16 protein-coding genes are annotated in these 15,963 nt (G+C 42.4%); 15 read left to right on the top strand and 1 reads right to left on the bottom strand.

The window, feature by feature from the left end; all coding sequences use genetic code 11:
• The first annotated feature begins 105 nt into the window (after nucleotides 1-105).
• The 6 genes from murC (at nucleotide 106) to coaE (ending at nucleotide 6,959) form a co-directional block, all read left to right on the top strand.
• Nucleotides 106-1,440: a UDP-N-acetylmuramate--L-alanine ligase gene (gene murC / locus IGJ05_RS03660; RefSeq protein ID WP_005225995.1), complete on the top strand. Its 1,335-nt coding sequence runs from the start codon at nucleotides 106-108 to the stop codon at nucleotides 1,438-1,440.
• A gap of 141 nt (nucleotides 1,441-1,581) precedes the next feature.
• A complete protein-coding gene (locus IGJ05_RS03655; protein WP_005225996.1) occupies nucleotides 1,582-2,055 on the top strand; it encodes a MaoC family dehydratase in 474 nt (157 codons plus the stop codon).
• A complete protein-coding gene (locus IGJ05_RS03650) occupies nucleotides 2,048-2,740 on the top strand; it encodes a Bax inhibitor-1/YccA family protein (RefSeq protein ID WP_074535957.1) in 693 nt (230 codons plus the stop codon). Before IGJ05_RS03655 ends, IGJ05_RS03650 begins: the two co-directional genes overlap by 8 nt.
• Nucleotides 2,741-2,865: 125 nt before the next feature.
• Nucleotides 2,866-5,511 (top strand): DNA polymerase I, encoded by a 2,646-nt coding sequence (polA, locus tag IGJ05_RS03645; RefSeq protein WP_081117054.1) that lies wholly within the window; start codon nucleotides 2,866-2,868, stop codon nucleotides 5,509-5,511.
• Nucleotides 5,512-5,526: 15 nt separating this feature from the next.
• Nucleotides 5,527-6,369, top strand: a complete 843-nt coding sequence (mutM, locus tag IGJ05_RS03640) for a DNA-formamidopyrimidine glycosylase (RefSeq protein ID WP_081117053.1) — start codon at nucleotides 5,527-5,529, stop codon at nucleotides 6,367-6,369.
• The gene (gene coaE, locus IGJ05_RS03635; RefSeq protein ID WP_081117052.1) at nucleotides 6,366-6,959 is read left to right on the top strand and encodes a dephospho-CoA kinase; all 594 of its coding nucleotides are present in this window, start codon (nucleotides 6,366-6,368) and stop codon (nucleotides 6,957-6,959) included. The genes mutM and coaE overlap by 4 nt, the downstream gene beginning before the upstream one ends.
• 173 nt (nucleotides 6,960-7,132) lie before the next feature.
• On the opposite strand, the gene IGJ05_RS03630 is transcribed toward coaE, so the two are convergent.
• Complete coding sequence (locus tag IGJ05_RS03630) at nucleotides 7,133-7,912, bottom strand: ABC transporter ATP-binding protein (protein ID WP_081117051.1); 780 nt, start codon at nucleotides 7,910-7,912, stop codon at nucleotides 7,133-7,135.
• A 168-nt stretch (nucleotides 7,913-8,080) separates the two neighbouring features.
• Between IGJ05_RS03630 and IGJ05_RS03625 the strand changes: the two genes are divergently transcribed.
• The 9 genes from IGJ05_RS03625 (at nucleotide 8,081) to pepT (ending at nucleotide 15,938) form a co-directional block, all read left to right on the top strand.
• Nucleotides 8,081-8,419: a CsbD family protein gene (locus IGJ05_RS03625; protein ID WP_306569682.1), complete on the top strand. Its 339-nt coding sequence runs from the start codon at nucleotides 8,081-8,083 to the stop codon at nucleotides 8,417-8,419.
• A gap of 248 nt (nucleotides 8,420-8,667) precedes the next feature.
• On the top strand, nucleotides 8,668-9,309 hold the full coding sequence (locus tag IGJ05_RS03620; RefSeq protein WP_010748200.1) for a FusB/FusC family EF-G-binding protein: 642 nt from the start codon (nucleotides 8,668-8,670) through the stop codon (nucleotides 9,307-9,309).
• A 203-nt stretch (nucleotides 9,310-9,512) separates the two neighbouring features.
• Nucleotides 9,513-9,983 carry a transcriptional regulator NrdR gene (gene nrdR / locus IGJ05_RS03615; RefSeq protein WP_266166702.1) on the top strand — a complete coding sequence of 157 codons (471 nt, stop codon included), beginning with the start codon at nucleotides 9,513-9,515 and terminating at the stop codon, nucleotides 9,981-9,983.
• Between the two features lie 13 nt (nucleotides 9,984-9,996).
• Nucleotides 9,997-11,373 (top strand): replication initiation and membrane attachment family protein, encoded by a 1,377-nt coding sequence (locus IGJ05_RS03610; protein ID WP_081117050.1) that lies wholly within the window; start codon nucleotides 9,997-9,999, stop codon nucleotides 11,371-11,373.
• The gene (gene dnaI / locus IGJ05_RS03605; protein ID WP_005226006.1) at nucleotides 11,373-12,302 is read left to right on the top strand and encodes a primosomal protein DnaI; all 930 of its coding nucleotides are present in this window, start codon (nucleotides 11,373-11,375) and stop codon (nucleotides 12,300-12,302) included. Before IGJ05_RS03610 ends, dnaI begins: the two co-directional genes overlap by 1 nt.
• 24 nt (nucleotides 12,303-12,326) lie before the next feature.
• Nucleotides 12,327-12,788, top strand: coding sequence for a hypothetical protein (locus tag IGJ05_RS03600; RefSeq protein ID WP_005226007.1), 462 nt, complete (start codon nucleotides 12,327-12,329; stop codon nucleotides 12,786-12,788).
• A gap of 95 nt (nucleotides 12,789-12,883) precedes the next feature.
• A complete protein-coding gene (locus IGJ05_RS03595; RefSeq protein WP_438725031.1) occupies nucleotides 12,884-13,579 on the top strand; it encodes a tRNA (adenine(22)-N(1))-methyltransferase in 696 nt (231 codons plus the stop codon).
• A complete protein-coding gene (locus IGJ05_RS03590) occupies nucleotides 13,576-14,694 on the top strand; it encodes a Nif3-like dinuclear metal center hexameric protein (protein ID WP_280115273.1) in 1,119 nt (372 codons plus the stop codon). The genes IGJ05_RS03595 and IGJ05_RS03590 overlap by 4 nt, the downstream gene beginning before the upstream one ends.
• An 11-nt stretch (nucleotides 14,695-14,705) precedes the next feature.
• Nucleotides 14,706-15,938: a peptidase T gene (gene pepT, locus IGJ05_RS03585; RefSeq protein WP_081117047.1), complete on the top strand. Its 1,233-nt coding sequence runs from the start codon at nucleotides 14,706-14,708 to the stop codon at nucleotides 15,936-15,938.
• The last annotated feature ends 25 nt before the right edge of the window (nucleotides 15,939-15,963 follow it).

The following is a 15,963-nucleotide window of genomic DNA, read 5'->3' as shown; positions in this document are numbered from 1 at the left end:
CTATTTTTTTCATTTTGTATGATAATGTAGGTCGTGTGACAACCTGATATTTGTCAATACACGCGTTTTTTTACGACGCGGATTTGAGAAAAGAGGATTATAATAATGGAAAATCAAAACAAAATACATCATTTTGTTGGAATCAAAGGTTCCGGTATGAGTTCATTGGCTTTGATTCTGCACGAAAAAGGCTACCAAGTACAAGGCTCTGATGTGGAAGAATATTTCTTCACTCAACGTGATCTAGAAAAAGCAGCGATCAAATTGTTGCCTTTCGATAAAGCAAACATTCAACCAGAAATGGTCATTATCCAAGGGAATGCTTTCCCTGACACCCACGAAGAAATCGTACGGGCAAAAGAACTTGGTTTAGAAGTTACTCGTTATCATGACTTTATTGGCCAATTCATTCAGCCCTATACGAGTATTGCGGTGACCGGTTCTCACGGGAAAACCAGTACGACAGGATTGCTTTCTCATGTCTTAAGCGGCATCCGTCCAACAAGTTTCTTGATTGGCGATGGGACTGGTCATGGGGAACCTGATGCGGAATTCTTTTCATTTGAAGCCTGTGAATACCGTCGTCATTTCTTAGCATATTCACCGGATTATGCAATCATGACCAACATCGATTTTGATCACCCAGACTACTTCCACTCGATCGAGGATGTCTTCTCAGCCTTTCAATCGATGGCAAGTCAAGTGAAAAAAGGCATCTTTGCTTTTGGTGATGATGAATACTTGCGTAAACTTGAAGCCGATGTCCCAATCTACTATTACGGCGTCAACGATAACGACGATGTCCAAGCGAAAAATATTGAACGCACCACCCAAGGTTCAGAGTTCGACGTCTTTATCCATGGTGAAAATATTGGCCATTTTGTCTTGCCAGCGTTTGGTCAGCACAACATCAACAACGCATTAAGTGTGATCGCTGTGGCTTACAAAGAAGGATTGGATATGAAAGAAGTTGCTGCTGAGATGATTTCATTTCCTGGAGTGAAACGCCGCTTTAGCGAAAAAATCGTGGCGGATATGACGATCGTGGACGACTACGCCCACCATCCTGCAGAAATCAAAGCAACGATCGATGGCGCTCGTCAAAAATATCCAGAGAAAGAAATTATTGCTGTCTTCCAGCCACATACCTTTACCCGCACGATCGCTTTGATGGATGAATTTGCGGAAGCATTGGATCTTGCAGACCATGTCTATCTATGTGACATTTTTGGATCTGCTCGTGAATCACGAGGAGATGTTAAAATTGAAGATCTAGGCAAGAAAATTCAAAAAGGTGGAACTGTGATCAAAGAAGAGAACGTATCTCCGCTATTGGATCATCAAAATGCTGTCGTGATTTTCATGGGAGCAGGCGATGTGCAAAAATTTGAGACAGCCTATGAAAAACTATTAAGCAATACAACTCGTAACGTATTGTAATCAAAGACTCTTGTGGCGTGTTTGCTGCAAGAGTTTTTTACATCTGAAGTTTTTGCAAAAGCAGCACCGCGAACTTGCACTTTTGTCGGCATCTGATAGAATATACTCAGATGAAACTATTCTTTTTGGAGGAATTAAATTTTGAATATAGGGAAACCGCGAAAAATAGGAAAAAGTATTGAAGATATCGAGGAAGGCGATTCGTTATCCTTAACAGAATCGATCGAAGACAATCAACTGTTGTTATATTTAGGGCTGACTAATGATGCCAATCCTTTGTATATACAACATGACTACACGCAAAAAACTGAGTACCAGCGTCCCATCGTACCATCCATTATGTTGATGGGGATCATCACCAGTGCCGTATCGAAACATTTGCCTGGTCCTGGCTCTCATGTAGTCAATTTTTCGGTAAACTTTATTGAACCTGTATATCATTATGAAACGTTGACCTTTGAATTCGAAGTGATCAAAGTGGATAAAATGAAAGACGTGGTAACTATTTCGGTTGAAGCGATCAACACAGAAGATCATCGTATTTTAGATGCTGTGGTCATGGTCCAGCCACCAAAAGCAGTAGCAGAAAATGAGGAGGAACAACAAGATGAATAATTTAAATAATGAAACTGTCCAAGCCCAAGGCTTAAATCGCTTTTATTCAAAAGTGTACTTATTCTTCGGCGTTGGGCTTGCGATCAGTGCGATCTCAGCCTATATATTTGGGGAAGTCTTTCAAGCGCAAACCCTACAATTTATCAGCAACTTTCCGCTAGGATTTACTGGTCTTTGGATCTTACAGATCATTCTAGTTATTGTATTAGGGGTGAAGGCGCAGAAAAATCCGTCCTTGACCGTTGCTGGCTTTTTAGTCTATTCGCTCTTGAATGGATTGACCTTGTCTGTGACACTGATGATCTATGACTTTGGATCGATCGTGGGAGCATTTGTTTCAGCAGCTGTCACTTTTGGTGTCATGTCAGCATTTGGGATCATGACTAAACGTGATCTAAGTGTGGTTGGTCGTATCGGCTATGGTCTGTTGATCGGGATCATCATCTCGACGCTCTTGAATGTATTTATTTTACGCAGTCAACCGGTTGACTTTTTCTTATCGATCGTGACCGTCTTTGTCTTTATGGGGATCACCGCTTATGACAATCAGCAAATCCGCAATGTATACTTCGCAACGAATGGTGGCGCAAATACAGGAGTGGCCGTTTTCATGGCATTACAACTGTATTTGGACTTTATCAACTTATTCCTTGCGTTATTGCGAATCTTTGGAAAAAACAACTAAAAAAAGTGCGAGGAAACTCGCCTTTTTTTTTGTATAAAATGAGAGAGAAAACAAAGCAATTCATCGCTTTTGTGCCCGTTCTTTGATAGAATAAAGAGGAACTTTTTGAGAAAAGGAGTAATCAAATGCCAAAAAATAAATTACTACTCGTTGATGGAAATAGTGTGGCTTTTCGCGCGTTTTTTGCGTTGCATAATTCATTAGAACGGTTTAAAAATGCCAATGGGCTGCACACAAATGCCATCTATGCGTTTCATACTATGTTTGAAAATGTGATGGCAAAAGAACAGCCAACACATGTTTTAGTGGCTTTTGATGCTGGAAAAACCACCTTCAGGACAGCGATGTATGAAGACTATAAAGGCGGACGTTCAAAAACCCCTGGGGAATTTAAAGAACAAATGCCTTACATTCGCGAATTGATCAACGCGTTAGGTGTTCAATATTACGAATTAGATAATTACGAAGCCGATGATATTATTGGTACATTGGCGAATAAAGTCGACAAGGAGCTATTTGACGTTGTCGTTTTATCTGGCGATCGCGATTTGACCCAGCTGGCAACGGAGCACGTGAAAGTTGACATTACGGTCAAAGGAGTTAGCGAAATTGAAAGTTATACACCCGCTCATGTGGCTGAAAAATATGACGGCCTAACGCCCTTACAAATCATCGACATGAAAGGACTAGCTGGTGATGCTTCCGATAATATTCCTGGTGTCACCAAAATTGGTGAGAAGACAGCCATCAAGCTATTGAAGGAATATGGCTCCGTTGAGGGGATCTATGAACACATCGATGAAATGAAAAAAAGCAAGATGAAAGAAAACTTGATCAATGACCGTGAGATCGCCTTTCTTTCAAAACAGTTAGCAACCATCGATGTGGATGCGCCCATTGAGGTCGATGTCGACAAACTGAAATATGAAGGCAAAGACTTAGAGAAATTGGTGCCATTCTACCAAGAAATGAACTTTAATAGCTTCTTAGAGAAGTTGCAGATTACAGCTGAACCAGTTGAGATGGAAGACATTTTATTTTCGGTCGTTGAAGAAGTAACAGAAGATATGTTCCAAGGAGACACGGCATTGTATGTCGAGATGATGGGGGATAACTATCATTTGGAAGACATCGTCGGTGTTGCTTGGGGCAATCAAGAAAAAATTTATGTCAGCAATCGTGAAGAATTGTTTGAAAGTCCAGTCTTTACCAATTGGTTAAAAGACGAGGAGCGTAGAAAGTTCGTCTATGATGCCAAACGCACGTACGTGGCATTAAACCGATACACGACAGCACCAAAAGGAATCGCTTTTGATGTTTTATTGGCAGCTTATCTTTTAGACACGAATGATACGAATAATGACATCGCAGGTGTTGCCGCTCACTATGGCTATGATGCGATCCAATCGGATGAAGCGATTTATGGAAAAGGTGCGAAAAAAGGTCTGCCAGCGGATGAGGAAGACTTCTTTGCTCATTTAGCCCGTAAAGTAGCAGCGATTACGAACCTAACACCAAAGCTTACGGAAGAATTGGCAGCGAAGAATCAAACAGCGCTATTTGAAGAAATGGAATTGCCTTTATCAATGATTTTAGCTGATATGGAGATTACTGGAATCAAAGTTGATGCGTCTCGCTTGCATCAGATGAAGGGCGAATTTGCGCAACGGTTGCATGAAATTGAAGAAAAAATCTATGCCGAAGCTGGTGAAACCTTCAATTTAAACTCACCGAAACAATTGGGTGTGATCTTATTTGAAAAAATGGGCTTACCAGTCATCAAAAAAACCAAAACTGGCTATTCGACAGCAGTCGATGTGTTAGAACAACTAAAAGAGCAAGCACCGATCGTTGAAGACATTTTGACTTATCGTCAAATCGCTAAGATCCAATCAACCTATGTAGAAGGCTTATTAAAAGTGATCCAAGGGGATGGCAAAGTCCATACACGATATGTACAAACCTTGACCCAAACTGGTCGATTAAGTTCTGTCGATCCGAACCTGCAAAACATTCCGATTCGTTTAGAAGAAGGTCGAAAGATCCGTGAAGCCTTTGTGCCACGAGAAGCTGATTGGGTGATCTATTCTTCTGACTACTCTCAAATCGAATTACGGGTGTTGGCACATATTTCAGATGATACCCATTTGAAAGAAGCCTTTATCGAAGGTCAAGATATCCACTCAAGCACAGCGATGCGAGTCTTTGGTATCGAAAAAGCAGAAGATGTGACACCAAATATGCGTCGTCAAGCCAAAGCGGTCAACTTCGGTATCGTTTATGGTATTTCCGATTATGGCTTATCCCAGAATCTAGGGATCACCAGAAAAGCCGCCCAACAATACATTGATACGTATTTTGAAAAATATCCTGGTGTGAAAACGTATATGGAGGATGTGGTTCGTGAGGCGAAGGACAAAGGGTACGTTGAAACCTTGTATCATCGCCGTCGTTACCTGCCTGATATCAATTCGCGCAATTTCAATATTCGGACTTTTGCGGAAAGAACCGCCATCAATACACCGATCCAAGGCAGTGCGGCGGATATCTTAAAAATTGCCATGATCGATTTGGCGAAACGTTTGAAAGAAGAAAAATTAGCAGCAACGATGCTGCTGCAAGTACACGATGAACTAGTCTTTGAAGTACCTGAATCTGAATTGCCTCGTCTTGACGCTTTAGTGAAAGAAGTGATGGAGCAAGCCGTTGCATTGCATGTCCCTTTACTGACAGACAGCAATTGGGGCAAAACATGGTACGATGCAAAATAAATGAGGTGAACAGAGGTGCCTGAATTACCAGAAGTTGAAACGGTCCGCAAAGGACTTGAAAAACTTGTTTTAAATAAAACGATCGAATCGCTCGAGATCCTTTGGCCACGAATCATCGAAAGTCCTGAAGTGCCGATTTTTTCGGCACTGTTGAAAGGGCAACGTTTTGAAAAATTTGAACGACGTGGAAAATTTTTGATTTTTAAATTGACAGATTATGATCTGATCTCTCATCTACGAATGGAAGGCAAGTACGAGTATTTTGAGTCAGAACCGATTGTCGATAAACATACACATGTCATTTTCCATTTTACGGATGGCAGTCAGTTAAATTACCATGATGTAAGAAAATTTGGTCGTATGACTTTAGTGGATAAAGACCAAAGCGCAGCCTATAAAGGCATCATGCAATTAGGTCCTGAGCCTAAGCCTGAATTGTTTTTATTAGAAGCATTTGAGCAAGGATTGAAGCGGTCTAAAAAAGCCATCAAACCCCTTTTGTTAGATCAAAAACTTGTGACTGGTTTGGGCAATATTTATGTAGATGAGGCGCTATGGCAAGCGAAGATCCATCCTGAACAACCAGCAGATTCGCTCACCCCAGCAGAAGCCAACGTGTTGCATCAAGCGATCATCGATGTCTTGGAACGCGCCGTTGAAGCAGGGGGGACAACCATTCGGACCTATCTCAATGCATTGGGCGAAGCAGGAAAATTCCAAATGTCATTAAATGTCTATGGCCAAACGGGCAATCCTTGCGGGCGATGCGGGACACCAATCGTCAAGACCAAGGTTGCCCAACGGGGGACGCACTTTTGTCCTCAGTGCCAAAAATTGCATGTGAGGTCCAGCAAATGAGTTTTGTCTTAGGGGTCACTGGCGGGATCGCCACTGGGAAAAGTACCGCAGTCGCGCATTTTCGCTCACTGGGCTTACCGATTATTGATGCCGATATCATCGCCAGAGAAGTCGTTGAACCGAATACGGAGGGCTTGCAGGCGGTGACACAAGCCTTTGGTCCGCAGATTTTGACCGATGACGGACACCTGGATCGGCAAACCCTCGGTGCCCTGATATTTAATGATCCAGAAAAACGTCGCTTGCTGAATCAGACGCTGTCGCCATTTATTCGACAAGAGATTTTGTCTCAGATCGAAGAAAAAAGGCAGCAAGTGCCCTTGTTGATCGTTGACATTCCTTTGTTATATGAAGCCGACTACGACCAATACATGGATCAAACCGCAGTCGTCTATGTGCCAGAAGCGCTTCAAAAAGAGCGGTTGATGGCACGTAATCAACTGAGTGAGCAAGACGCGCAACAACGAATCGACAGTCAGCTTTCCATTGAGAAAAAGAAACAACGGGCCGATATTGTCTTTGATAATCAAGGAACGATCGCCCAACTCAATCAGCAGATCGATGATTGGTTAGCATCCTTAAACAAATAGATAAGACAGCAGGTTCCCTTCAGTAAAAGGGAACCTGCTATTTGTCTTTCAATAGCAAACCTAGCCCTATCATTTCCAAAAACAACTGGCGCTGAAACATGTCGGAAACTGTTTGGTTTGGAAAGTAAGACGATCGTGTATGAATGGTTAAATATCAAAGTACCAGCCCTGATTTATTTTGGGGTCACGATCACGCGATTGCTGGAAAAGGGTTGAAGAATGATCGGCTGATCATAAAAAGAGGTGAGAACCTCCTCAGTAAAAATCGTCTCTCGTTGACCAGCGGCGTGGACTTTGCCATTTTTTAACATCAGCAAATGAGTGAAAATCGGTAGTAGCTCTTCCGTATGATGGGTAACGTAAAGAAGAGTCGGCGTATTCGGCAGCTGTGAAAAAGCCTGCAGACGGGTTAGCAGTTCTTCTCGCGCAAATAAATCAAGGCCCGTACAAGGTTCGTCCAAAATGAGGATCTCTGGTTGTGCCATAATGGCACGTGCGATCATGACAAATTGTTTTTCCCCTTGAGAAAGGACGTGATAGGAACGATGGATCAGATGCGACAAACCTAAGTCAGCCAAAAGCGCTTTTGCTTGGATCAGCTGCTCTTCTTCGTAGGACTCATAAAGACCAATACTGGAATAAAGCCCCGAAAGAACGATCTCTTCGGCAAGATCGCGACCATAAAACTTGCTTTGCAGCGCTGAACTGACCCAACCAATGCGCCGTTGAAGATCGGGCACAGACGTTTTTCCGTAACGCTCACCTAAGACCGTTCGTTGACCAGAAGAAGGCCATAAACTTCCCGTGATCATTTGGAGTAATAAACTTTTGCCAGCACCATTCAGACCTAAAATCGCCCAATGCTCATTTTTTTTCACTTGCCAATTGATTGCTTTTAATAAATAGTTCTTGTCGCGAACGAAAGAAACCTGTTGGAAATCGAGGATTGTCATCTATTGTCGAACCTTAGACAGGTTCTTCACCTCCAGTTGTATGAATATTCAGAAAATAATCGCTCATATTATAGCATAAAGAAAAACATTTTGCTGACTGTTTGGTATCGCATTCATATCTTTTGTCAGAAAACAGAATGCTTGTTATGATGAAACTATACAGGAGGGATGATAACTATGGGTACTTTTAAAGATGAAAAAGATGTGATCGTTGGCAAAGCCAAAGAAAAAATCGGTGAGTGGACCAATAATGAAGAACTTGCCCACTCTGGAAAAGAACAAGCACAAGAAGGTCAAATCAAGAAAGAGCACGATCAAAAACGAGTCAATGAACTAGATGATCAAAATGATGAGCGTGATGCCCGCAATGATCGAACCACCCCTGAAAATGTCAGCAGCGAAGAACTATTGCGAGCTGAAAATCCCGATGTGAATAAAATTTCTTCGAATGATCGACGGGATGCAGACCAGCTGAAGCATTACACAGGAATTGAAGATAAATTATAAACAAACATGGATGCCTTCGTCTTCTAGACGAGGCATTTTTTGTTAATGAGACCAAAGAGAGGTTGAAAGACAACCACCTACACAGTTGACAATTTCTCAACCTCTCATTATAATCCATTAAGATCGCATGGAAAGAAGCAAAGAAATTGGGAGGTGGTCATCAAATGCTTATTTATGCATTGTGTACGACTGTCAAGAAAGTAGAACAGCCGCAATAGGAAACGGAAAATTAGAAAGAAGGCTTTTTTATGATCGAACCTTACCAATTTCATTCAATTAAACATCAAGTATACCAATTAGTACGAACGTATCAATCGGTCAATGATCCTCGAACGATCAAAACGGTTGAAACGATGACAAAAGATGCCATAGAACAATTTTTTCCTGAAGAAGAAACAGCGCCACGTGAAATTTTAGCTGCTTTCTTTCAACCTGGGATGACAATCAGTCGCAGCAATGAGCTGTTAACAGAACTCAAAGAGTACGTCCGACCCTTTCAGGTACCGACAACAAAACAAATTGAAAAAATGTTTCGGAAAGTAAAAAAACTGAAAATCCCTGATTTTGCTTCCGTTGATTTAAAAGAGACCACCTATCTTTCTTGGGATGATATCGGTAGTCAAAGTAAGTTTATGATCATTGCCACTGAGCAGGGTTTTACAGGACTTCACGGTCATGTCTCAACCGAGGTCAAGAAAGGAATCTGTCCCTTGTGCCAGCATGAAGGGAATGTCTCGATGTTTCTTTCTCTGACGAAAAGCAATGGCGATGGAACGTATACCAAACGGGGGAACTATATTTGTCGTGATAGCCAACGGTGCAATCAGCAGATGGAAAAGCCAGCAAATTTGCATGACTTTGTTTCTTTGCTGCAAATGAAAGATAAATAACGAAATGAAACGGCAGAAAGATTTCTGCCGTTTTTTCAAATTCAAAAAAACAGTAGTTATAACATTATTTAAATTTTGTAATAAATGAACAGAATAAACCACTTTGGCTATTGTACCAACGGATTTCATGTTATAATTAATCATAGAAACCGATGACTTTACGTGAATACGTAAGCGCATAAGAGAGAAAATGAGGTGGAACTATGCAATGTCCAAAATGTCATCATAACAATTCTAGGGTAGTTGATAGTCGACAAGCCGATGATGGACGTGTGATTCGCCGCCGTCGTGAATGCGAAAATTGCGGCTATCGCTTTACAACATTTGAACGTATCGAAGAGGCACCCCTACTTGTGATTAAGAAGAATGGTGCCCGTGAAGAATTCAATCGCGAAAAAATCCTACGGGGTTTGATTCGTTCTGCTGAAAAACGACCAGTGACAATGGATCAAATGGAAACGATCGTCGATCATGTGGAAAGTCGTGTTCGTGCTCTTGGTGAAAATGAAATTTCTACAACACAGATTGGTGAGTATGTGATGGAGGATTTAGTTGATTTAGACGAGATCGCTTATATCCGTTTTGCCAGTGTCTATCGCCAGTTTAAAGACATGTCAGTTTTCTTGAAAGAACTACAAAACATCGTCGAAAAAGCGAAAGAACCACAAGAATAGAGGGGGACAACAAGTGGGCAATAGTTTACCGAATCAATCGTACAAAGTGTTCAAAAGCCGTCCACTTACAACGGAAGGGAAAGACGCCCTCATTTATTTGTATCAACCAATTATTGAAAGTGATGCTTTAGCGTTGTATTTGACACTCGCAAGCGATGTCCAAGCCCAAAGCTTTTCTGGCGAGGAGTCGATGACGACCGTGCATCTAGATATCTTGAATGCCATGAATGCGGGAATGCCTCGCTTCATAAAAGCCAAGCAAAACTTAGAGGGCATCGGCTTGCTAAAGTCTTATGAGAAAGCAGATGCTCAAAACGGGAGCTCGTATCTGTATTGGTTGCAAGAACCGGTCCATCCAGAAGCGTTTTTTCAAGATGAATTGTATGCCTATCTGTTGTTGGAAAGAGTCGGGGAGCGTAAATTTAATCAGCTGGTCAAGCTGTATCAGCCAAAGCAGTGTTCCTTGACCGATTATCAGGAAGTGACGCAATCCTTCTCAGCCGCCTATGGGTTAAATACCGCACGTTTTGCTTCACATGAAGAAACGTTACAGGCAGTCAGTGATTCTTTTCAAGAAACCAAAGCGAACTTGGTGCTTGACGAAAAGCAGTTGGATTGGGACTTTCTTTTATATGAAGCGCAGCGTCGGTATATCCGTGCCGCTAATTTCACGCCAAGTTTTCGACAAAAGTTAGTTTTATACCATTCTTTATATGGCTATGATGTGTTGGAATTGTTGGATTTGATGGCGGACAATGTTTCTTTGACAACAGGCGAGGTCGACCAGAAGAAGCTGGAACAAGCCATCATGAAGAAATCACGACAAACATTCACGAAAACATCAAAAAGAGAAGATCCCCAAGCGGAAAGTCAGTTGCGCCGCTTCAATACCTTAAAACAGAATGGTTTTTCAGAAAATGATGTCTTATTGATTCAAGAAAGTGAGAACAATGCACCGATCGCTTTTCTCAAGGCGATCAAAGCGGAGAAAAACAGTTTCATGACGGATTCAGAACAATGGCTGATCAAGAGCCTTGTCGAACGGTCACCATTGCCAAATAGTGTGATCAATGTTCTGGTTCATTATGTCTTGGTGGTCCAAAACAATGCCGCTTTGTCAGGGAATTATGTGAACAATATCGCCGCCCAGTGGTCAGAATTAAAAATTGGTACGGCAGAAGATGCCATCAAACATGTTCGGAGCCTTGTTCGAAGTGCCAAGGAAAAACGCAGCCGACCACAAACCAGCGGCAAAAAAATCATTCGCGAAGAAAAGCTGCCTTCTTGGGCTGAAAAACCAGTGGAAGAGACAGCCTTAACGCCAGAGCGACAAGCAGAATTAGATAAAAAACTGCAAAACTACTTGCATAAGAAAGCTGGTGACAAGTAATGGAAGATGTAGGGAAAAACTTAGGAAAACTATTGGATAAACGCAATTACCGTGATCAGTTTTCAGCAATGATGGCAGAAGTTTTACAAGATCCTGATGTCAAAGCGTTTATTGCCGAAAATGAAGAGGTATTGACCGAAGCAGATATTCAAAAAAGCTATGCGAAACTGTATGAGTTCGTCCAAGAAAAGCGGAAATTCCGCATCAATGATCCATCCATGATCGCACCGGGCTATGAGCCGCGCTTAGCGTTAAATTTTCATTTTATTGACGTCACCTACGTACCAACGAAAGAGCTACTAGCATATCAGAAACAAGAAGAAATTCGCAGTCGCATCAAAGCGATGGATATGCCTAAAGATATACAAGAAGCAAGTTTTGCAGATTATCAGCAAACGCCTGGCCGAATGGAGGCCATCGCAGCTGCCGTTGATTTTATTAGTGAGTTGACAGCCAATCCACAGGAGTTTCATAAAGGACTTTACTTTGTGGGGAGTTTTGGGATCGGAAAAACCTATCTGCTTGGCGCGATCGCCAGAGATTTAGCGGAGGCAGGCTACACGACGACATTGGTTCACTTCCCGACATTTGCAGTAGAGATGAAACAAGCAATCGGCAAAGATCAGGTGGGGGATAAGCTGAACGCAGTGAAAAAAGCCCCAATCTTAATGATGGACGATATCGGTGCGGATGCGATGAGCAGTTGGATTCGTGATGAAGTCTTCGGTGTGATTTTACAATACCGAATGCAAGAGCAACTCCCGACGTTCTTTACCTCGAATTTTACTATGCATGAGTTGGAGCAGCATCTTTCAGTAACGCAACGCGGCGAATCCGAACCATTGAAAGCCAAACGTATTATGGAACGTATTCGTTACTTGACACAAGAGATCCAAATGACGGGCAAAAATCGACGAAATGATGCCTAAAAAAACCATTACTGGAGGAAGAAGATGATGAAAAAACAAGTGATTCTAGGCTTGTCCTTAGCAGCAGTGTTGCTGTTAACGGCTTGTGGCAGTCCCGAAAACAACAATGCATCAAGTGGCGATAACACGCCTTCTGAATCAAGTGAGAATGCTAGTTCCGTTGCCAATAGTTCTTCAGAGAGCGAAACAGCGACGGTTTTTACTGGTATTATCCAAGAAGATGCCCGAGCAGGTTCGGATGATACCTTTCAATTATTTTTGAAAGACGTAGCGGCAGTTGAAGATGAGGATCAAGTCGTCCAAAGTTTTCAAAATGATGGGGTCATTCTCCATGTCCCTGTCGAGGCCTATTCGGGAGAGATCGAGGAGTTAGCTGAAGGAGACAAAGTCCAAGTGTCGCTGCAAGGCGTCCCGATCATGACGATGTCGATCCCACCGCAAATTCCCGGTAACTCGATTCAAAAGGTTGAATTAGTGAACGATTAATGCAATGTGCGCCTTGGCAATGGCACCACAGTCAAGACGCACATTTTTTTCTATTTATGGAAAGCGTGTTATACTACGAAAGAAGGAGTGACAATATGAACGAACATGCATTATCGGATCGTTTGGCTTGCGTGGGCGAACAAATTCCCAACCAAGCACGTATCGCCGACATCGGCTCCGACCATGCTTATTTACCTGTGGCATTGATGCTGCAGAACAAAATCACTTATGCTGTAGCTGGAGAAGTCGTTCAAGGACCTTATGATTCTGCCAGTAAACAAGTACGTAAAAACGGGCTAACAGAGAAGATCGTGGTGCGCTTAGCAGACGGATTGGACGCTATTCAGCCAGCAGATAAGATCGACACGGTTGTTGTTGCTGGAATGGGGGGGACTTTGATTCGCTCTATTTTAGAAGAAGGCAGCAGAAAAAATCGCTTAGCGGGGGTCAAACGTTTGGTCTTACAACCGAATGTTGGCGAAAGGACTTTGCGGGAATGGCTCGTTGATCACAATTTTACGATCATTCATGAAGTGCTGTTAGAAGAAAATGACAAAAATTACGAAATCATCGTTGCGGAAACTGGAAAAGCGACGTACACGCCCCAGCAATTATTTTTTGGTCCCTGTTTATTAAAAGAAAAAAATCCAGTTTTTTATAAAAAATGGCAGCATGAATTGAAGCAGCGTCAACGAGTGGTCAAAGAGTTAGAGAAAGCCAAAGAACCACCTGCTGAGAAAATGAATGAATTGAAAGAACAAATCGAATGGATCAAGGAGGTACTGGCATGATTTCTGGTCAAGAATTTATCAAACGCTTTGAAGCATATTGCCCATTATGGTTGGCAGAAGAAGGCGATCCTGTTGGTCTGCATGTTGGTACATTAAACAAACCCCTCGAGCGAGTCATGATGACCCTTGATGTCCGTCCAGAAGTGGTAACCGAAGCCATCGAGAAAAAGATCGACTTGATCATCGCGAAACATCCACCGATCTTTCGCCCTTTGAACCGCTTGCTGACCGATGATCCGCAACAAAAGATGTTGATGGATCTCGTCAAGCATGATATCGCCGTTTACGCCGCCCACACCAATATGGATATTATTGAAGACGGTTTGAACGATTGGTTTTGTGAACTGCTAGAAGTTGAACCAGATACGTACTTGAAGCAAACCCATCAAGTAAAAATGAAGAAACTAGCTGTATTTACACCAGTTGAATCGGCACCAGCATTGCGAAAGGCATTAGGAAAAGCTGGTGCTGGTCAGCAAGGCAATTACCAAAACACCAGCTATTCATTGATTGGCACCGGTCGCTTTACACCACAGCAAGCGGCGCATCCTGCCATCGGTGAGATCGGAAAAGAAGAACAGGTGCAAGAAGCGAAAATCGAAGTCATTTTTCCAGAAACGATCGAGAAAAAGGTCCTTTCGGCAATGATCGCTGCTCATCCTTACGAAGAGCCAGCTTATGATCTGTATGCCTTAGACAATTTGCCGAAGACCTATGGAATCGGACGGGTTGGCAACCTCGCTGAGCCTCTTTCCATTGATCAGTTTGTCGCACGTGTCAAAGAGCGGTTTGGTTTGACTGCTTTACGGGTTGTCAGTTTTCCTAATGCACCTGAAAAAATTCAGCGAATCGCCATTTGTGGCGGCAGTGGTCAATCGTTTTATTCGGATGCCTTACGCCATCAAGCGGATGTGTACATCACTGGCGATATCAGTTACCATTTCGCCCATGACATGCAAGCCAATGGGTTGATCGGGATCGATCCAGGGCACAACATCGAAAAGGAATGTATTCCTCGGTTTATTGAGAAATTCAATCAGTGGAAAGCAGAAGAGAACTGGGCTGTGACCTTTGTTCCTTCCACCACTTCAACAAATCCATTTGACTATAGATAGGAGAATCTTTTATGTACGAAAATTTATTGCCTCGCTTTTTACAATATGTCAAAACAGAAACTCGCTCAGATGCGACAAGCACCACAACCCCTTCCACCCAAACACAGGTCGCGTTTGCTAAAGAACTGCAAAAAGAACTTGAAGAACTAGGGTTAAGCGATGTTCATTACAATGAATCAAATGGTTTCGTGATCGCAACATTACCAAGTAACGTCGATCATGACGTGCGCTCCATCGGTTTTATCGCCCATATGGATACCGCCGATTTTAATGCAGAAAATGTTGATCCGCAGATCATCGAAAATTACGATGGCGAATCGACCATTAAATTAGATAAAGAAGGAAAATACACATTAAACACAAAAGATTTTCCGAATTTAAAAAATTATGCTGGCGAAACCTTGATCACTACCGATGGTACCACTTTATTAGGTTCTGATGATAAGTCAGGTATTGCAGAAATCATGACAGCCATGGAAATTTTACTGAAAAACCCAACGATCAAGCATGGGGAAATCAAAGTCGCTTTTGGCCCTGATGAAGAAATTGGTGTTGGTGCAGATAAGTTCGATGTTGAAGATTTCAATGTTGATTTTGCCTATACAATGGATGGCGGTCCAGTAGGAGAATTGCAATACGAAACCTTCAATGCGGCGCAAGCTGAAATTACGATCCAAGGAAAAAATGTCCACCCTGGAACAGCCAAAGACACCATGATCAACGCCTTGCAACTAGCAGTCGATTTTCAAAATGCGCTACCTGCTGATGAAGTTCCTGAGAAAACCGAAGGGACAGAAGGGTTCTTCCATTTGATGAGCCTTAGTGGTTCAGTAGAAGAAGCGAAAATGGCATACATTATTCGAGATCATGACCGGAGTCGTTTCGAAGAAAGAAAAGCACAATTATTAGCGGTTCAAGAAAGCTTGAATGCCCGCTTTGATGAACCACGAGTGCATGTACATCTATATGATCAATACTACAACATGAAAGAAATCATCGAAAAAGATATGAGCATCATTGATTTAGCGAAAGATGCGATGAAAGCAGTTGGAATCACACCGATGACAGAACCTGTCCGTGGTGGGACCGATGGCTCGAAAATCTCCTATCTAGGGATTCCAACCCCGAATATCTTTGCTGGTGGAGAAAATATGCATGGACGTTATGAGTTCGTCTCACTACAATCAATGATGAAAGCGACCGATGTGATCGTGAAAATCGCCGAACTGAATGCGCAAGCATAGCAGCAGCTTCTTCATTGAAAGAAAA

It is taken from the genome of Enterococcus sp. AZ167 (assembly GCF_051714025.1).
Lineage (GTDB): Bacteria > Bacillota > Bacilli > Lactobacillales > Enterococcaceae > Enterococcus_D > Enterococcus_D casseliflavus.
The sequence above is the reverse complement of the archived record's forward strand: the minus strand, read 5'-3'. Positions and strand labels throughout refer to the sequence as shown.

What these genes read in the sequence shown, in the direction of transcription:
- IGJ05_RS03600 (WP_005226007.1), top strand. Translation starts at nt 12,327, where the DNA reads ATGATGAAAAAACAAGTGATTCTAGGCTTGTCCTTAGCAGCAGTGTTG.
- coaE (WP_081117052.1), top strand. Translation starts at nt 6,366, where the DNA reads ATGAGTTTTGTCTTAGGGGTCACTGGCGGGATCGCCACTGGGAAAAGT.
- murC (WP_005225995.1), top strand. Translation starts at nt 106, where the DNA reads ATGGAAAATCAAAACAAAATACATCATTTTGTTGGAATCAAAGGTTCC.
- IGJ05_RS03630 (WP_081117051.1), bottom strand. Translation starts at nt 7,912, where the DNA reads ATGACAATCCTCGATTTCCAACAGGTTTCTTTCGTTCGCGACAAGAAC.
- IGJ05_RS03650 (WP_074535957.1), top strand. Translation starts at nt 2,048, where the DNA reads ATGAATAATTTAAATAATGAAACTGTCCAAGCCCAAGGCTTAAATCGC.
- nrdR (WP_266166702.1), top strand. Translation starts at nt 9,513, where the DNA reads ATGCAATGTCCAAAATGTCATCATAACAATTCTAGGGTAGTTGATAGT.
- IGJ05_RS03595 (WP_438725031.1), top strand. Translation starts at nt 12,884, where the DNA reads ATGAACGAACATGCATTATCGGATCGTTTGGCTTGCGTGGGCGAACAA.
- IGJ05_RS03625 (WP_306569682.1), top strand. Translation starts at nt 8,081, where the DNA reads ATGATAACTATGGGTACTTTTAAAGATGAAAAAGATGTGATCGTTGGC.
- IGJ05_RS03590 (WP_280115273.1), top strand. Translation starts at nt 13,576, where the DNA reads ATGATTTCTGGTCAAGAATTTATCAAACGCTTTGAAGCATATTGCCCA.
- polA (WP_081117054.1), top strand. Translation starts at nt 2,866, where the DNA reads ATGCCAAAAAATAAATTACTACTCGTTGATGGAAATAGTGTGGCTTTT.
- dnaI (WP_005226006.1), top strand. Translation starts at nt 11,373, where the DNA reads ATGGAAGATGTAGGGAAAAACTTAGGAAAACTATTGGATAAACGCAAT.
- pepT (WP_081117047.1), top strand. Translation starts at nt 14,706, where the DNA reads ATGTACGAAAATTTATTGCCTCGCTTTTTACAATATGTCAAAACAGAA.
- IGJ05_RS03620 (WP_010748200.1), top strand. Translation starts at nt 8,668, where the DNA reads ATGATCGAACCTTACCAATTTCATTCAATTAAACATCAAGTATACCAA.